The sequence below is a fragment of the Dapis hubbardiae BLCC-M172 genome, from assembly GCF_050016015.1.
In the GTDB taxonomy this organism is placed as follows: Bacteria; Cyanobacteriota; Cyanobacteriia; order Cyanobacteriales; family Microcoleaceae; genus Trichodesmium.
On record NZ_JBNHEQ010000049.1, the window covers coordinates 172 to 17835 of the forward strand.

Genomic DNA, 17664 nt, shown 5'->3' on the forward strand with positions numbered 1-17664 from the left:
AAAAATCAAATCAATTATCTTACAGAAATCATCCAATATTTTTCCCGACTCCCTACTCCCTACTCCCTGCTGGAGCTAACTTAGTGAAAATTTGCCAAGAACAAATTCGCCTCAAATTTTAGTATTAAACCTATCCAATAATAAAAAATCAAATCAATTATCTTACAGAAATCATCCAATATTTTTCCCGACTCCCTATTCCCTACTCCCTGCTTTATTTAATTTTATCTAATTTTTTTGTGTCGTTTGCAACAATATTTCTTAGGTTCCTTTCAGGAATAGAATTACAGAAAATATTTTATAAAAATAAAGTATAAAAATATTAAGACAATCTAATCTTTGAGTCATTTCCATAAGAGGTAGTTACAGTAAATAGAGGTACTTTCTGATTAATAACCAAAAATTATCCGTTGTATTTAGTTATTAATTTTAGAGACTAATTTAACAGGGTATATTTACTGAGTAACTACTAAAAAATTAATTCGAGCTGGCAAAAATGAAATTGTTTAATAGCCATAGCATTTTTCAATAAGTTCAAGAGACAAAACAAAATTATTACGGCTTAATATATACCTGGATTAATACATACTGAGTATTTTAAAATCACCATACTCAAGTTATAATAAGTATTATTAAGCAAACTCAATAAATGCCATTCGACTCTATTTCCATTCATCTAGCAACTCAAGGTTATGCAAACATTCATATTTATATGGTTGGGTCAAGTTTTTTCCCTATTAGGTTCTAGTCTGAGTGAATTTGCTCTAGCAGTATGGGTATATCAAACAACAGGTTCAATTACCCATTATGCCCTATTATCTTTATTCATTCATCTACCTAGTATCTTTATTTCACCATTTGCTGGTGCAATGGTAGATCGCTGGAGTCGCCGTCGGGCAATGATTGTCAGTGACTCAATTACTGGGGTAACAGCATTAGGAATAATGTTCTTAGTCTTCTCTGGGCAACTGCAAGTTTGGCATATCTATGTAGCAGTAGGTATTAGTTCTGTCTGTAACGCTTTCCAATGGCCAGCTTATATATCTGCAATCTCTCAACTTGTACCTCCACAACACTTGAGTCGGGCGAATGGCATGGTACAAGGTGCAATAGCAACAGCAAGAATTCTTGGTCCAAGTATAGCTGGATTATTGATAATTAAAATTCATCTTCACGGGATATTATTAATAGACTTTAGTACCTATCTCCTGGCATTTTTCACTCTGTTAATTGTCAAATTCCCTAGAAGGCAACAGCAAAATATTAGACGGACAGTAAGTATTGAAGAGTTATGGCAAGAAGTTGTTTCAGGGTGGAATTATATAGTAGTCCGTTCTGGTTTGCGCAAGTTGACAATATTCTTTGGAGTTATCTATTTAAGTGCAGGAGTATTGCAAGTTTTATTCTTACCAATGATTTTAAGTTTTGCCTCAGAAAAAGAACTAGGAATAGTAATGTCTTTTAGTGGCATTGGAATGTTATTAGGCAGTGTCATCGTAAGTTTATGGGGATGTTCTAAACGAAGAATAGAAGCTATTTTAGTTTTTGTATTTATCCAGGGATTATGTTTATGTCTGGGAGGATTAAAACCTGCTGTAATTTTGGCTGCAATTGGTGGTTTTGGTTATTTATTTTCGAGGGCAATTGTTGTTAGCTTGAATCATACTATTTGGCAACAGAAAGTACCTCAAGATTTACAAGGGCGAGTTTTTGCTTTGCAGAATATGATGGAAAAGTTTTTGTTAGTAATTACCCATCTAAGTGCAGCACCTTTAGTAGAGTTTATGTTTAAACCTTTGATGAGTGAAAATGGAATTTTGGCAAGTAGTGTGGGCAGAATAATAGGAGTAGGAGATGGTAGAGGAATGGCTTTGTTATTTGTATTGATGGGTCTATTGAATATGGGAGCAGTATTAGTTGCCTATCGTACTCCAGAATTACGACGAGTGGAGAGAGAGTTACCTAATGCTGATAGGTTTCAAATGAATAACACTGAGACTGATAATACTGAACAAACTGTATTGATGTAGTTCATTAATGGATAATGGATAATGGATAATTGATAATTGATAATGGATAATGGATAATTGATAATGGATAATGGATAATTGATAATTGATAATTACCCCTGGTTAAAACCGTACTTGATTGAATATAAGGAATGCTCCGCAAACGACCGCTTTTTCTCTTGAAATAGAAGGCAATAAAGCCGAATTGATTAATTATCAATTATCCATTGGTAAAGAGTTGATCGAGCTTTTCTAAAACCCTTTTAGGGATGTTTTACATGGAACGTCCCTAGATTTTTTCTTGATAGGGAGTGTGGGGAATCAAATTTATCAATTATCCTTGAAAGTCAATTAACGTTGTAGCAAGATAAAAAAATGACTCAAAGCCAAAATCAAACATCTCAGAAAAATCTTCGAGAAATACAGGAAAAAAACTTTTTTCAAGAGTTGAAATTTGATAGTTTAGAAGATGAACGTCGCCACTGTCAACAACGACTAGCAGCAGCATTTCGTCTATTTGCTCGTTATGGATTTGATGAAGGAGTGGCAGGACATATCACAGTGCGTGACCCGGAACTTCCAGACCATTTTTGGGTTAATCCTTTGGGGATGTACTTTGGTCATATTCGAGTTTCAGATTTGTTGCTGGTTAACCACAAGGGTGAACTAGTCAAAGGAAGTCAACCTGTCAACCAAGCAGCTTTTGCCATTCATTCCCAAATTCATTCTGCACGGCCTGATGTGGATGCTGCAGCTCATGCTCATTCTCTCTATGGCAAAACTTGGTCAACTCTGGGACGCATTCTTGACCCCCTAACTCAGGATGCTTGTGCTTTCTATGAAGACCATGCCTTGTTTGATGATTATACAGGAGTTGTACTCAACCTAGATGAAGGTAAGCGCATTGCTGCTACCCTTGGAGACAAAAAGGCATTAATTCTGAGAAATCATGGTTTACTTACGGTTGGTCATTCAGTAGATGAGGCAGCTTGGTGGTTTATTACAATGGATCGCTCCTGTCAGGCCCAACTTATGGCTGAAGCGGCAGGAAAACCAATTTTAATTGACCATAATACAGCTCGTTTAACCCATAGTCAGATTGGTTTCCATCAATTCGGTTGGTTTAGTTTCCAGTCTCTCTACGAAATGATTGTGCGTCAGCAACCAGACTTACTTGAGTAAGATTATTTTCTCTTAATAAATGCCAATAATGCCAATTTAAAATTCCGAAAATCTCAGAAATAATTAGGAGATAAATATGTTCACAAATACAAAGATAGAAATACAACCTTTTCCAGAAAAAGTAGGCCGGAAAATTATTAATACAGAAAATCTAAATCTTCTAGAAATTGACAAAGAAGAAATTATTAATCTGTTTAAATCTTATGGGTTCTTGCTCTTTAGAGGTTTTGAAAGTAATGTTGATACTTTTGCAGAATTTAGTAATTCACTGAGTAAGGATTTTATGGATTACACTGGAGGTGTTATAAATCGGAGAGTAATTAATGAGGATGGAACTATATTAACTGTTAATGACTTTAAGGATGAAATGCAACTACATGGAGAAATGTACTATATAAACAAACCTCCCCAGATAGTTTGGTTTTTTTGTGCTAATCCACCTTTAAAAGATGGAGAAACGACAGTATGTGATGGTCAGCAATTCTTCCATGAACTTAGTAATTCAACGAAAGATTTATTGAGCAGGAAAAAATTAAAAATATCAGGTAATTTAAAAAAAGAATATTGGCAGAAAAAATACAAAACTAATGATGTGAATGTGGTTAAAGAGATATGTAATAGTCAAGGCAAGGAAGTTGAATTTAACGAAGATGAATCAATTGATTTGACATTCATTTGTTCAGCAATACATAAAAGTATAACTGAACAAAATGATGTTTTTATTAATAGTTTATTACGTTTAAAAAAGGTAAGTCCCAAAAGCGTATGTTTTGATGATGATTCAGAAATAACTGATGAAATAATGTCGGAACTCAATGAAATTGCTGAAAAAATAACCATAGAAATAAGCTGGCAAAAGGGGGATATTCTAATGATTGATAATACAAGAATTATGCACGGGAGAAGAGCTTTTAATGACGAAAAACGAGATATTTATATTCGGTTGTGTTCTCCAGCATTTCCATTCTAAAGTTTCAAAAGCTGAACTATTTAGGAGTTGAGATTACCAAGTCCCTTTTCTTCATAATTATAGCAGTTTTCATTAACTATAGAATAAAGAGATTTTTCCTTTAAGGCAGCAACGTAGAGAGCAAAAGTTTTGTAGTCTACCTTTAATCTGTTTTTGCAACATTGGGACCTTCTCTGAACTCATATAAAATCCGGTTATACAGTAATCGCAAAATTACTTTCTCTTAATACAGATGTTAAGCATGAATAGGAATTGAAAAACTCATGCTATTCAAATCTTTTCTTTCTCCTGACTCCTGTACGGGCGTTAACGATAGTTATGCGAAGCTAACGGCCGTTTCGCTGCGCGACATGAAACGCCCCTACGAGGACTGACTCCTAGAGCGATACGATAACTAATTACCCGGATTCCATATCATTTATACCCCCCAGGTCTTCCCTTGCTACCATTATACCATCACATTCTGCGACAATAGCTTCTAAGTTAGCGATCGCTTGTGGCTTTTCTATTTTTGCCATTACGGGAACATCTGCATTTTTTTTCTTTAAAGCTGAATTTATACTTAATAAATTGGTATTAAAAAAATATCAAATTAAGGTCAGCATTCAGCTATCAGCCATAGTTTAGGGCGATTCTCGAATCGCCCCTACAGAAGTCAGCAGTCATATCATGTCCGGTTGAACAGTTATAAATAACGAGGGAGGAGTCAGGAGTCAGGAGTCAGGAGGGAAGAAACAAGAAAGAAGAAGGAAAAGGAAGAGGAAGAAGAGGAGAAGAAGGAGAAAGTTTTTTTATCACTAATTATCCGGACATGATATCAGAATATAAAAGGATTTTGATAGTTATTAATTGCTTTTAAATTCTATCAAAATCACTCCTGATTGCTATATGATCTATAATTCATTAACTAAATTATCACACCAAAGGAGGAACAGGACTTACACAAATTATTAAACAACACGCTATTTGTATGGGTGCGAATGGCATTCGCCCCTAAAGATGGTGTATATTTTGTTATGTTGCGTAAGCGCGTCATTCCACAGGAAATACTTACAAAACAACTTTCTTTGCCATTAAAACAACAGCACTCCGGGCTTCAACCCGATACCTAACACCAATAAATTTTGTAGCTGTATCTAAATCATTAAAATCCCTAGGAGAAGAAAAAGCAGTATTAACAATTAAATACCAACTTTCTCCTTTTTCTAAAAGTGGTAACTCAAACATTAGAGGTTTCCAATAAGCATTCAACATAATATGAAAATATTCACCTTTTTTCTCCTCATCGGAGATGGCAGAAGATAGCCCTGGATGCCTTAAACTAAAAGCTAAACTACGAGAATCTTTCCACCAATCAGGTTTAGCAAAATGTACTCCATGCCAACTAATATTAGGTACTTCATTCGGGTCAATTTCTTCTTCTTTTATCCCTAAAGATAACTCTGATTTAATCTCTTCAAGATATAACTCTGGCGCACCCGCTCCCACAGTAGCTAAAACCTTATCTAACCGCATAATTTCTAAATCTTGGGTGAAATTAATCATCCCTTTGACAAATCGTAATAGATCGGTTTGTTTCTCAATTTGACTCCAATCAAACCAACTAAGTTCATTATTCTGACAATAACCATTATTATTACCCAGTTGAGTTCGCCTAACTTCATCTCCCATCAAAATCATTGGCGTACCCTGGGAAAAGAATAATATAGTGAAAAAATTCTTAATTTGTCGCAGTCTTAATACCTCAATTTCCCGCTTATCCGTAACTCCTTCAACTCCACAATTCCAGCTAAAATTATGATTAGCACCATCACGGTTATCTTCACAATTAGCTTCATTATGTTTCTCATTATAAGAAACTAAATCATTCATAGTAAAACCATCATGGCAAGTAATAAAATTAATACTATGATTAGGTTCGCGATCTGGTTGCGGATAAATATCAGGACTACCCATAATTCTTGCTGCCAACTTATCAACTATCTTGGAGTCACTCTTGACAAATTGACGCACATCATCACGATAATGTCCGTTCCATTCAGCAAAGCGATCGCCAATAAACGAACCCACCTGATAAAGTCCTGCTGCATCCCAAGCTTCAGCAATAATCTTTGTTCCTGCCAAAACCGGGTCAGACTCAATTGCCCACAAAACAGGAGGATCTTCCAACGGATCGCCTGTTACACTCCGAGACATAACAGATGCTAAGTCAAACCGGAACCCATCAACGTGCATTTCCCTAACCCAGTAAACAAGACAGTCAACAATTAAGCGATGTACAAAAGGATTATTTGTATTGAAAGTATTACCACAACCACTGTAGTTACTATAGCCACTAGAATCATCTGCTTCCAAAATGTAGTAAGCCGAATTTTCTAACCCCCGGAAAGAAACAGTCGGTCCGTTTTCATTACCCTCTGCCGTATGATTAAACACTACATCCAAAATTACTTCTATTCCTGCTTTATGCAAAGCCTTAACCATATCTCGGAACTCATCCATTGCTCCAAAAATATCTTGGCGAGAACTATAATTGTGATGGGGAGCAAAAAAAGCGATCGGACTATAACCCCAATAATTAATCAGAGGTTCTAGCACATCTTGTTCATCAAATTGTTGAACGGGTAATAATTCCACCGCAGTAATTCCCAATTCCTTGAGATAAGGAATTTTTTCTATTAAGCCAGCAAAAGTACCCCGTTTTTCAGGGGCAATACCAGAATTAGGATTACGAGTAAATCCACCAACGTGCATTTCATAGATAACTGTGGTGGCGTAGGGAATATCTAGGTGTTTGTCATCTTCCCAGTCATAAGTAGTTGGGTCAGCTACTACACCTTTGAGGGCGTAAGCACAATTATCACCATTACCCGTAGCAGCTTCACGGCTATATTTTTCTTGTCCCACTACGACTCTAGCATAAGGGTCAAGCAAAACTTTTGTGCCATCAAACCGATGACCTTGTTCTGGGTTAAAAGGTCCATAGACTCGATAAGCATATATTTGTCCCACTCCAATACCAGAAATAAAGATGTGCCAGTAATGATGAGTTCTGTGTTGTTTTGGGTCAAGTAAAATTACTTGCTCTGGTTTAGCTGCTAATGGTTCATCAAATAGTAGTAATTCTATTGCTGTAGCATTTTTGGAGTAGATAGAGAAATTTACTCCTTCGGGGTCTTGATAGACAGTGGCACCAATGGGAAAACTCTTACCGGGAAAGATATTAAGATTCATAATGTTTGACTTAATTAATTGTTAGATAACTTGAGTAATTTTATACAATATAAATAGATGTAGATATTTAAAAAAAATTTAGGAGTAAAAATTTATGTATGAAAAAATTTTAGTTGCCATCGATACATCTGCTATTGGCGATCGCGTCTTTGATACAGCCCTAAAGTTAGCAAAAATTGGTAACTCAAATCTTATGTTAGTTCATATTCTCTCAGAGGAAGCAGAAGAAAGTCCTATCAGCTTTTGGCCAATGAATATTGGTTACGATCCAGAAATGATGAAAGAATATCATCAGCTTTGGGAAAAGTTTGAGAAAGAATGTTTACAAATGTTGCAATCAAAAGCAAGTGCAGCAAAAGATGCTGGTTTTCAAACAGAATTTAGCCAAGTCAGAGGTAATCCTGGTCGGGAAATCTGTAAACTAGCCCAAGAATGGAATGCTAATTTAATTGTTATGGGACGTCGTGGACATTCAGTTTTGAGTGAACTGGTATTGGGTAGTGTAAGTAATTATGTTATCCACCGCGCTCATTGTTCTGTTCATGTTGTACAGGATTAGCTTATCATTTATCAGTTATCAATTATCAGTTCCTCCGGCTTCAGCCGGAGGTTGGAAATACGGAAGTTTGTTTTTTGTCCTTTTCAAAGGGGCAGGGCTGTTTCAGGCGTCAAATAAATAATCAATTATTTATGAGAATTGGGGGCACGATTACCGGAATTTGGGGAAAAGTTACGAAAAACGGGCGATTTTTAGGGGTGGAGGTAGAGAAAAGCTCCCAAGGAATCTTGGTCAAATCAACGGAATTTCTGAAAAATCAATTGCTACACCAAAATTATTGATAGATTTATTTGGGGAAAATCTTGGGTACCCGATTTGGAAAATTCTCCCCTGCTCCCTGCTCCCCTGCTCCCCCTCTCTCTGCCTTAACCAAGAATGAAACAGCCCTGCTTTCAAGGGGGATGATTGTGAAATTATTTATTGGTCATTTTTTCCAAGATAATTGTGGCGATCGCTAACTTTTAGAAACATTAGCTGTTTAACAGCCTCCTGTATCAGCCATTTCAAAAGTTACTCACAATCATTATTTTAATAATGATTGTCATATCTACTCTATAATTTTAGCATTTTTGATGGTTATATAGCAGTCCTATTTTATTTGTGTATAAAAACCTTAACGCTTTTAGGGAAAAGGGAACAGGGAACAGGGAACACTTAACTGGCCAGAGTTTCAGTTTTTTTATCTACTTTTTGATTCCCCGCAACCTAATGCGCGAATTGCTTACCATATCCGGATAATTAGTGATAAAAACACTTCTTTCTCCTAATAGATTCTTTTCTCCTGACTCCTCTTGTAGGAAATTTAATTTAGAGTAGATAAGAGTAATATTGATACTTAAATAAGTCCTAAAATATAGCTTTTTTTTTGATCATTGGGATACAATAATTAGTATCAGTCAAAATAATTAACTTTTTACTAGATTATGTATCAAAAAATTCTAGCAGCAATGGACACATCGAAAGTAGGCGATGAGGTTTTTGCCACTGCTATTAACTTAGCAAAACTCAACAATTCCGAGCTAAAACTATTGCACGTCTTATCACCAGAAGAAGAAGATAGTCCAATTAGTTTTGGAGTAGTTTCTAGGGAGTATAATAAAGAATTGATTGCAAAATATCGACAAAAATGGGAAGATTTTGAAAAAAAATGTCTAGAATTTTTGCAGTCACGGGCTAACGAAGCTATAAAAGCAGGAATAAGCACAGAATTTGTCCAAGCAGAAGGTGTACCTGGCAAGCAAATATGTAAAGTTGCCGAGGAGTGGGAGGCAGAACTAATTATTATGGGACGCAGAGGACATTCTGTTTTTAGCGAACTGATGATAGGTAGCGTAAGCAGTTATGTAATTCACCGTGCTAAATGTTCAGTCTTAGTTGTGCAGAACTAACTGTGATGTTTGATATCAAATCCGGTAGCATCGTTACAATTCACGCTCTGTAGGGGTTTGGTGGCCAAACCCTTACAGAGCTTGTGTTTTGACAATGACTAACGGTAGAATCTTATTTTGCTGCAAAGCAAGGGGATTTGATATTAGTTGAAAGTATTCAATTAACTTATAACTGATAACTGATAACTGATTAATAACTAATCACCTTAACAATTCTTTCCTTTGCACCCAACTTCAGCAAGCGATCGCCTTTATCGTCCAGCCCATAAACTTTTACCGCACCAGCAATCATTCCAAAGACTCTACCATCAGTTGTCAACATCTGAACCAAAACCTCTGAATTACTAATAACTATCCCTGCCAAAATATCAGTTTGTTTGGTAAATTGAAAGGCATTTTGACCAATACCACCACGATTAGCTACTCGCAAATTAGCAACAGGAATTTGCTTACCATAACTCTGTTCAGAAAGTAACAATAAATTACTTTCTCCATCCAAAGTCACACAACCAACTAACTCTTCTTGTTTCCTTAATCTAGTTGCTTGAGAACCTTGAGCGGTACGCCCCATTAATGGTAATTGTTCATCATCTATTTCTAATCTTAATAATCGCCCACCAGAAGTTGCTAAAACTACTTGTTCTCCAATTTTACCCAGATTAGCATAACGTAATTCATCATCTTCTTTAAGTTTAATTACTGTTACACCACGATTTGTTAACTCACTCAAATCAGACAAAGATAAACGTTTAATCTTGCCATTTTGAGTCAACATGATTAAGTCTTTATTTTCCTCTGCTTCATTTAAAACAAATTGAGCCACAATAATGTCTCTACGAGAATCCGTAATTTCTTTTGTTGCTGATGGTGGTAATAAAGTTACTAAAGGTACACCTTTATTTTCATTTCGTGTTGTTGAACGGTTAGAAGCAGAAGGAATATCATTTACTTTCAGAGGATATGCTTTACCAGTACGAGTTAATAATACTAAAGTTTTGTCAGTAGTTGCCTCAATTATATTAGTAGTAAAATCCTCACTATTGTTAATAGTAATATCAGATTTTTTATTAATTTGATGTTTCTCAAATCCTTTAGCAGGAACTCGTCTGATATATCCTCTGTGGGTAAATTCTATAACAACTTTTTCTGTTGGTGGCGGTGTAGCTTCTAAAGTCAAAATTTGTGATTCAACTGTTGTACTTTTTGATTTTCTACTTCTACCTTTGGTTGGTCTATCTGTTTCTTTATTAGCAGTTTCTTGATTACTTTTCTGTTTAGAAATAGATGCAACATTATCTGTACTTTTAGATTCTGCTCGGTCAATAATTCGAGTACGTCTAGGGTCGTTATATTTCCGTTTTAGGGTTCGCAATTCTTTTTTAAGCGCTTTGAGTAGTTGATGGCGATCGCTCAACAAATTTTCTAACTCTTGTATTTTCTGTATTAGTTCCTCATATTCTTCCTCTAATTTTTGTTTCTCCAAACCAGTTAGTCTCCGCATTGGCATTGCTAAAATAGCATCAGCTTGATTTTCACTTAAACCCAAATTTTCTTGAAAGCTAACTTTAGCAGTGGTGCCATCAGGTGCATTTCTGAGAATATCAATTACTGTATCCAATTCTGTTAAAGCAGTGAGCAAACCTTCCACAATGTGACATCTAGCTTGAGCTATTTCTAACTCATGGGTGTAGCGACGGGTGAGAGTCTCTTCCCTAAAATTCAGAAATTCTTGTAAAAGTTCTCGCAAAGATAATTGCCGTGGTTGCCCATCAACCAAAGCTAGCATAATTGCACCAAACTTAGAAAGTAAGTCAGTATGTTGGTAGAGATGATGCAGTACAACACTAGGGTCAACTTCACGTTTTAGTTCGATGACAACTCTAATACCAGAGCGATCGCTCTCATCCCGCAGATCGGCAATACCTTCTATCTTGCCAGCATTAACTAAGTCTGCTGTTTTTTCGATCCAACCTGCTTTATTAACTTGGAAAGGCAACTCTGTCACCACAATAGCTGTTTTTGTGCGTCGTCCACGAGCTGTGGGAACTTGCTCTATAGTAGCTACACCCCTGATAGGGATGCTACCTCGACCCTTAGTATAAGCATCAACAATTCCATCTGTGCCCACAATTTCTCCTCCAGTGGGAAAGTCTGGCCCAGGAATTAATTGAAATAACTTTTGATCGGAAACATTCGGATTGTCAATTAAGGCAATGAGGCCATCTACTACTTCTCCTAAATTATGTGGTGGAACATTAGTTGCCATCCCTACGGCAATCCCAGAAGAACCATTTAGTAATAAAAATGGTAGTTGTGCAGGTAATACTTTAGGTTCTTGCTGAGACCCATCAAAGTTGTTGCTAAAGTCAACTGTAGCTTCACCAATTTGGGTCAATAAACCTTCATTACCAATAGATGCCAAACGACTTTCTGTGTAACGCATGGCAGCAGCGGGGTCATTATCAATAGAGCCAAAGTTGCCGTGGCCATCAAGTAATGGATAACGGGTGGAAAAATTTTGAATCATCCGCACCATAGCATCATAAACAGCTTGGTCACCGTGGGGATGATATTTTCCCAGAACGTCTCCAACTACCCTGGCACATTTCCGAAATGGTCTATCTGGAGTGAGACCAAGTTCGTGCATAGCATATAATATTCGGCGATGAACTGGTTTTTGTCCATCCCTAACATCTGGCAGAGCGCGGCCAACAATCACACTCATGGCATATTCAAGATATGATTGTTGCATTTCGATATGGAGTGCTGTAGTAATAACTTGTCCGGAAAGTAAATTTAATTGTTTGGCCATGAGTTAGTTTTTAGATTAAGAAGTATAAAAAATCACAAATAATATTTTATACTTAGTGTGTAAATGTGATTAAAATAATTAATTTGGAGAATTTTAGGGATATTGTTAGGGAATTCAGGAAAAGTCAATTTGATATCCTATTTTGTTTAAGCTAAGTTGTTAGATTCTGAAGTAAACAGGAGTTGAAATGTAATTATAGAAGTACAAGATTTGCTAGCCAATGGAAGTAATTTATTCATCTATTAGACCAGTTATTAAAATACTTATCAGTTATTAATACATAGAAGTAAGAAATGATATATATCTTACTCAAATCACCAATAATTGAAATAATGTATTTGAATTATTAAACAAATATGTTGAGAACATTAACTGTTAACTGATGAGTAATACCTGATAATAAATAAAGGATTTGCAGGTCAACCCACTCTGTGGTTTAAACCCTAAGTTTCTTGGGTATAAAAAAACTAAGTTTCATCCCCTTGAGTAGGTCTGAAAAAGTTTAGTTTAGGGGTTAAAACCTTTGATATTATCTCTGTATAGGTTCTCTTTGTCGCCTAATTTATGTTATCTAACCTCAGCAAACATTATAATTAAGTATAGGAATATCAAATGTTTACTTTAGTGCTGATAGCCAACTATGAGAGTTAGTAAATGAGTAACTTATATAGATATTCATAGTGGTAATTTTTTCCCAGGTTTGTTAAAGGACAAAAAATGTTTTAAGATAGTAACTAACACAGCTAAAATCTAACAATTAGAATTGATTAAAGAAAAATTTATTTATGTTTAATTGAACACAAATTTAGATTAAAACTCAAAATATTCCCTACCCAGCACCCCAAAGGTCAACTGGTATTTTCAAGACTAGGCAAATCAAAATATTTACTATGTTAGTTCACATCTAATTGAAACTATGCCAAGGTATAGTAGATTAACTTGAGTTATGCTGAAGTAATTTAACTCTTACCTTTAGCATTACTAGATGCTATAAGGCAAGTTAAATCAGTTAACAACATATATTTGCTAATTAATTGTCAGTAACTATGTATGAGTTTTAAGATATGAGGTTGATCTTTTGAAGTTGGTTGTGCCAGTATTTACAGGATAGTTGTTTAATCATAATAGCAGCCATAAAAAAAATATGCTGTCAACTGGTTTGTCCTAATATTATCTGACTATTAGGCTTCTTTATGGGCAGTTAAAAGTCCAAAAATTGACAGTGAAGTATTATAAAAAGGGTAGACAATGGCTGTTTATGAGTTTAGAAAGCCTTGGAGTGAGTGTTTAATTCGTCTTAGTTGAAACAAATTAACCATTACTGGCTTCTCATAAGTAATTTAGTCTAAACTCTATGATGGTAGTCCTTAAACTTACAGGTATTTTAGCAGGAGACTTAATATGAAAACTGTTTTAATTGTAGAAGACGATCAGGTTAATGCTAGGGTTTTTTCCAAGATTTTGACGAAAAGAGGTGGTTTAGCTGTTAAGCATACAGAAGATGTGGAAGAAGTAGTGAAAATTGCTAAGTCAAAGGAAGCAGACTTAATTTTGATGGATGTTTCTCTAGCTCGTAGCGTTTACCAAGGAAAATCTGTTGATGGTATTAGAATTACTCAAATTCTTAAAGCTGACCCTCAAACAGATAAACTACCAATCATATTAGTTACCGCTCATGCTATGGCAGGCGATAGAGAAGCTTTTTTGAAGCAAAGTGGCGCTGACGGTTATATTTCTAAACCAGTAGTCGATCATCAAGAGTTCATCAATCAGATCAAGTCATTGCTGCCAGATGATTAATTCTAGGAAAATGGCCTCGAAACTTTGGAGTTAAATAGGAAAATGGCCTCAAAACTTTGGAGTTAAAATAGATGAGCTATAAAAGGATCAACTTAAATCTTATCTAAATATACTTAAATATACTTTTTTTTCAAGACTTAATTATGGTATATGGTCAATATTAATTTGACTCTTAAAACATTTAGGTAGAGTTCCTATAGATTTTAAGCCTGTGGATTAAAGATATAGAGTACGCGCAAGTCAAAAGTAATCTCTAACTAAGTTTTCGGTATCGAAAGGCGGAGCTTTTTCCTGGCTCATTCTGCGCAAATATTATCTGTAGCAAAACAGGATTTAGCAATCTCTGCACCCTAAATATTTAGGGGTTTGGTAAACAAACCCCTAAATATGAGTCATTAAAAAAGTAGTCTCGAAAGATTAAACCTCCGTTGGGGTAAGTTCATCAGAAGGAATAAATGTGGATAAATTAAGTATTGAAGCTAGACTGCCACACATTAAAATCTAATCGAAATTAGCGATCGCTGAGAACTTCACCATAAGAAAAACCTGGAGCTGCCAGAACAAACACTGTACTAGGAAGACCAACAGTTTTAGACTGTAAATCCTGATAATACTCGGTAAAATTCTCCCCTGGAGTCCGAATACCAAGGAAAATCAAATCAGCATCCTGAGAAGACTCATGTAAAATATCATAAAAAGGCCGACCTTGAGAAACCAAGACTTGAGAACTTGCACCAATGCGTAAATTTTGAATCACACTATCAACATTTGCTTGAGTTGCTTGAGCTGCACTTTCTTCAGGAACTACCAGTTTCAAATGAACTTCAGCATTTCGCCAATCCATATCTGTACGCAATAAATAGGCCAAAAGTAACATTAAGCCACCATTATTTTGTAAACCACCCCACCAGACATCAATTCTACGATATTGACCAAAGCCACGCTCGCTATTCTCCCGCAAAATTACTACATTTTTCTTAGCTTTATGAATATGAGCAACTAACTGACAGTAGCGATCGCTCCGAGAAGGTTCCTGACTGTCTCCAAGGACTACTGTATTCGGTGTTAGTGGCCCAATACCATAAGTTTCTACCAAGAGTTTTGCCCCATCAAAAAAGTCTGTAGCTGTTACAACTCTCACCAATACTTGGACTCCACGTTTTTCCAAATACTCACGAATAGTATCCTGCATATCACTTTGCTGAGAAACATCCCGAGATGAACTGGGCAAAACACTACAAACCGTAATCATCCCTCGGTTATGAGTGAGGTCATCTGCAAACTGAATTAATGGCCAGCGTTTTTTAGGTATCCCAGACAGCACCAAAATATGGGGACGCCAGTTTTTAGTATCTTCTTCACCAATCTGAAAAATTCCTTCCCGTACCAAGGCCATCCATATTCCTCGTCTGGCATCTCCCCAAGTTGTCTCTAACTCCCGTCGTTGTAGCCAGATAAATATGGCCAGGACTATCACAGCAGCAATAACTGTAGCTACAGCATTAATCAAAAACATCACTGCTAAACAACCCAAGGCTCCCAGCATTGATAATGACCAATGGACTTTAAATGTCGGACGAAAAGAGGGGCTTTGTAAAAAGCCTTCTATACCCGCTGAGACATTCAAAACTAAATAGGTAGTCAAAAAGAACATTGTCAACACTGGGGCAATAATATTTAAGTCCCCAATGCAGACTGTGGCAGTAGCGATTCCTAAAGTTACTGCTGTACCAATCCGAGGTTCGTCATTAGGTCCACTACCATTGCCGAGAACAGACAACCGACCCGGTAAAACTCCATCCCTTGCCAAAGCTTGTAAGACCCTGGGAGCGCCCAAAATACTACCAATAGCGCTGGAAAGAGTTGCCCCCCAAACCCCAAACAAAATAGCTGGTCCCCAAAAAGCCATTTCTTTCATAATCAAGGGGTTTTCTATTAAGGTACTAGCATCTGCCCTCATGGCCATAACAATTGGTAATATCATGTAAATCACATAACCTGTACCAACTGCTGCCAGAGTACCTGTAGGAATAGAACGGCTAGGTTCTCGTAAGTCTCCTGACATACTTACTCCTGCCATTATTCCTGTTACTGCTGGAAAGAAGACAGCAAAAACAGTCCAAAAAGGTTCTGATGATTGGCCTGAATCTGCCCAAATTTCTATAGTTGTTGCTTCTAGAGGCTGTCCAAATGCAAATGAAATTAGGGATAAGACGATCGCTCCCATAATCAAATACTGGGCCTTGATAGCAATTTCTGCCGAAGTTAAGGCCAATACTGCCACGGCTATTGTGGTAATCAAAGCTACATAAAGTTGGTTAAAGCTACCAAAAGCATCTATGATACTCTCCGCAAAACCAATAGTATAAAGGGCAACAGAAAGAGCTTGGGCAAAGTAAAGGGGTATTCCGACTGCGCCACCTGTTTCAATACCCAGAGACCGACTAATCATATAGTAGGCACCTCCGCCCCTAACTATTCTGTCTGTGGCGATCGCGCTGACTGATAAGGAAGTCAGAAAAGTAATACTTGTGGACAGAGTAACAATAAGTAGAGTCCCTAATAAACCTACGTTACCCACTACCCATCCAAAGCGGAGGTACATAATTACACCCAAAATTGTCAAAATTGAGGGAGTATATACACCACCAAATGTTCCTAAACCTGTATCATTAGTATTATCGGGAGAAGTTTTGGCAGTTGGTTGTGTTTCTTCTGGTGGGTCTGCACGTTTAAATAGCTTCATACATCTTATTAAATTGCAATATTTATACTTCTAATTCAAGTCATCTATAATTTCTGGCAATTAACACATTGGCGCTTATCAGCTATCAGTTTTTTTATTGACTTAATCTTCTTGCTTTATACCAGTTTGATAAATGTTTGCTACAAATAGCTAGGGTAATTTTTAGGAGTCAGGAGGTAGGGACGTTGCATAAGGGCGTCCGTACGGAGTCGCATGGGAATTGCTTTAATATGGTTTTTTAGGTCATAAATCATATTTTTTGTCCAAGGGACATCTCCTGTGAAGTCTTTTTATCGCTCTTAGTATTCGTAACATTCTTTTTTCAAAATGGTATTACAAGGGTGGTTGATTTATTTAATTAACGGAAAAAATCCTATAACTAGATACCTGTTATATATATTTTTGTTCCTTATTTAATGTTTAAGTTATTGAATATGAAATTTTAGGTAGTATTCCGGTTCAAAAATATAGCATACAAATCAATAATTATAGAACTTACGCAAAGAAATATGGTTGCTAGGAGAAATCGTTAGTTTGAAAAATAGACATCTACGCGCATAATCTGGTTTTTGGGTTCGGTGTGTGTAATATCATGTCCTGATAAGAGCGTGATAAAAAAACTTTCTCATGCATATACTTTCTTTCTCCCCTCTTCCCTCCTGACTCCTGTACGGGCAAACGGCCGTTTCGCGGAGCGACATGAAACGCCCCTACGACTCCTGACTCCTCCCTTTTTATTTATAACTATTCAACCAGACATGATATAAGTCCTGTAATTACAGCAATTGTCAGGATGCTGAGGTAGAGTTTAATATTAATCAATTATCTATTTTTTAGTTATAAACCCTACATATCTATAACGTTATAGTTTTTGAACTCTATATATAGTGTTTCTGCGTAATTTCTAATATTACAGCAATTGTCAGGATGCTGAGGTAGAGTTTAATATTAATCAATTATCTAT

10 protein-coding genes are annotated in these 17664 nt (G+C 36.3%); 6 read left to right on the forward strand and 4 right to left on the reverse strand.

Annotated elements, in window-relative coordinates:
* Positions 1-692 precede the first annotated feature (692 nt).
* The 3 genes from ACP6PK_RS04975 (at position 693) to ACP6PK_RS04985 (ending at position 4161) form a co-directional block, all read left to right on the forward strand.
* Entirely contained in the window at positions 693-2030 is a 1338-nt protein-coding gene (locus ACP6PK_RS04975; RefSeq protein WP_094672172.1) for an MFS transporter, read from the forward strand.
* Positions 2031-2384: 354 nt separating this feature from the next.
* Positions 2385-3191, forward strand: a complete 807-nt coding sequence (locus tag ACP6PK_RS04980) for a class II aldolase/adducin family protein (protein ID WP_426558293.1) — start codon at positions 2385-2387, stop codon at positions 3189-3191.
* Positions 3192-3267: 76 nt separating this feature from the next.
* Positions 3268-4161, forward strand: coding sequence for a TauD/TfdA family dioxygenase (locus ACP6PK_RS04985; protein ID WP_426558295.1), 894 nt, complete (start codon positions 3268-3270; stop codon positions 4159-4161).
* Between the two features lie 398 nt (positions 4162-4559).
* Here the strand turns inward: ACP6PK_RS04985 and ACP6PK_RS04990 are convergent, their stop codons facing one another.
* Both ACP6PK_RS04990 and glgX read right to left on the reverse strand, forming a co-directional pair.
* Positions 4560-4721 carry a pyruvate kinase gene (locus ACP6PK_RS04990; protein WP_426558311.1) on the reverse strand — a complete coding sequence of 54 codons (162 nt, stop codon included), beginning with the start codon at positions 4719-4721 and terminating at the stop codon, positions 4560-4562.
* Positions 4722-5211: 490 nt separating this feature from the next.
* On the reverse strand, positions 5212-7395 hold the full coding sequence (glgX, locus tag ACP6PK_RS04995) for a glycogen debranching protein GlgX (protein WP_426558297.1): 2184 nt from the start codon (positions 7393-7395) through the stop codon (positions 5212-5214).
* A gap of 94 nt (positions 7396-7489) precedes the next feature.
* Between glgX and ACP6PK_RS05000 the strand changes: the two genes are divergently transcribed.
* Together ACP6PK_RS05000 and ACP6PK_RS05005 are read left to right on the forward strand one after the other, a co-directional pair.
* Positions 7490-7954 carry a universal stress protein gene (locus tag ACP6PK_RS05000; protein ID WP_094673242.1) on the forward strand — a complete coding sequence of 155 codons (465 nt, stop codon included), beginning with the start codon at positions 7490-7492 and terminating at the stop codon, positions 7952-7954.
* Positions 7955-8877: 923 nt separating this feature from the next.
* Positions 8878-9342, forward strand: coding sequence for a universal stress protein (locus tag ACP6PK_RS05005; RefSeq protein WP_426558299.1), 465 nt, complete (start codon positions 8878-8880; stop codon positions 9340-9342).
* A 190-nt stretch (positions 9343-9532) separates the two neighbouring features.
* On the opposite strand, the gene ACP6PK_RS05010 is transcribed toward ACP6PK_RS05005, so the two are convergent.
* Positions 9533-12154 (reverse strand): DNA gyrase/topoisomerase IV subunit A, encoded by a 2622-nt coding sequence (locus tag ACP6PK_RS05010; RefSeq protein WP_426558301.1) that lies wholly within the window; start codon positions 12152-12154, stop codon positions 9533-9535.
* A 1401-nt stretch (positions 12155-13555) separates the two neighbouring features.
* Between ACP6PK_RS05010 and ACP6PK_RS05015 the strand changes: the two genes are divergently transcribed.
* Positions 13556-13954, forward strand: coding sequence for a response regulator (locus tag ACP6PK_RS05015; protein ID WP_094672859.1), 399 nt, complete (start codon positions 13556-13558; stop codon positions 13952-13954).
* Positions 13955-14465: 511 nt separating this feature from the next.
* Here ACP6PK_RS05015 and ACP6PK_RS05020 read toward each other — a convergent pair.
* Complete coding sequence (locus ACP6PK_RS05020) at positions 14466-16700, reverse strand: amino acid permease (RefSeq protein WP_426558303.1); 2235 nt, start codon at positions 16698-16700, stop codon at positions 14466-14468.
* Positions 16701-17664: the final 964 nt, after the last annotated feature.

What these genes read in the sequence shown, in the direction of transcription:
- glgX (WP_426558297.1), bottom strand. Translation starts at nt 7,395, where the DNA reads ATGAATCTTAATATCTTTCCCGGTAAGAGTTTTCCCATTGGTGCCACT.
- ACP6PK_RS05000 (WP_094673242.1), top strand. Translation starts at nt 7,490, where the DNA reads ATGTATGAAAAAATTTTAGTTGCCATCGATACATCTGCTATTGGCGAT.
- ACP6PK_RS05020 (WP_426558303.1), bottom strand. Translation starts at nt 16,700, where the DNA reads ATGAAGCTATTTAAACGTGCAGACCCACCAGAAGAAACACAACCAACT.
- ACP6PK_RS04985 (WP_426558295.1), top strand. Translation starts at nt 3,268, where the DNA reads ATGTTCACAAATACAAAGATAGAAATACAACCTTTTCCAGAAAAAGTA.
- ACP6PK_RS04975 (WP_094672172.1), top strand. Translation starts at nt 693, where the DNA reads ATGCAAACATTCATATTTATATGGTTGGGTCAAGTTTTTTCCCTATTA.
- ACP6PK_RS05005 (WP_426558299.1), top strand. Translation starts at nt 8,878, where the DNA reads ATGTATCAAAAAATTCTAGCAGCAATGGACACATCGAAAGTAGGCGAT.
- ACP6PK_RS05010 (WP_426558301.1), bottom strand. Translation starts at nt 12,154, where the DNA reads ATGGCCAAACAATTAAATTTACTTTCCGGACAAGTTATTACTACAGCA.
- ACP6PK_RS04980 (WP_426558293.1), top strand. Translation starts at nt 2,385, where the DNA reads ATGACTCAAAGCCAAAATCAAACATCTCAGAAAAATCTTCGAGAAATA.
- ACP6PK_RS05015 (WP_094672859.1), top strand. Translation starts at nt 13,556, where the DNA reads ATGAAAACTGTTTTAATTGTAGAAGACGATCAGGTTAATGCTAGGGTT.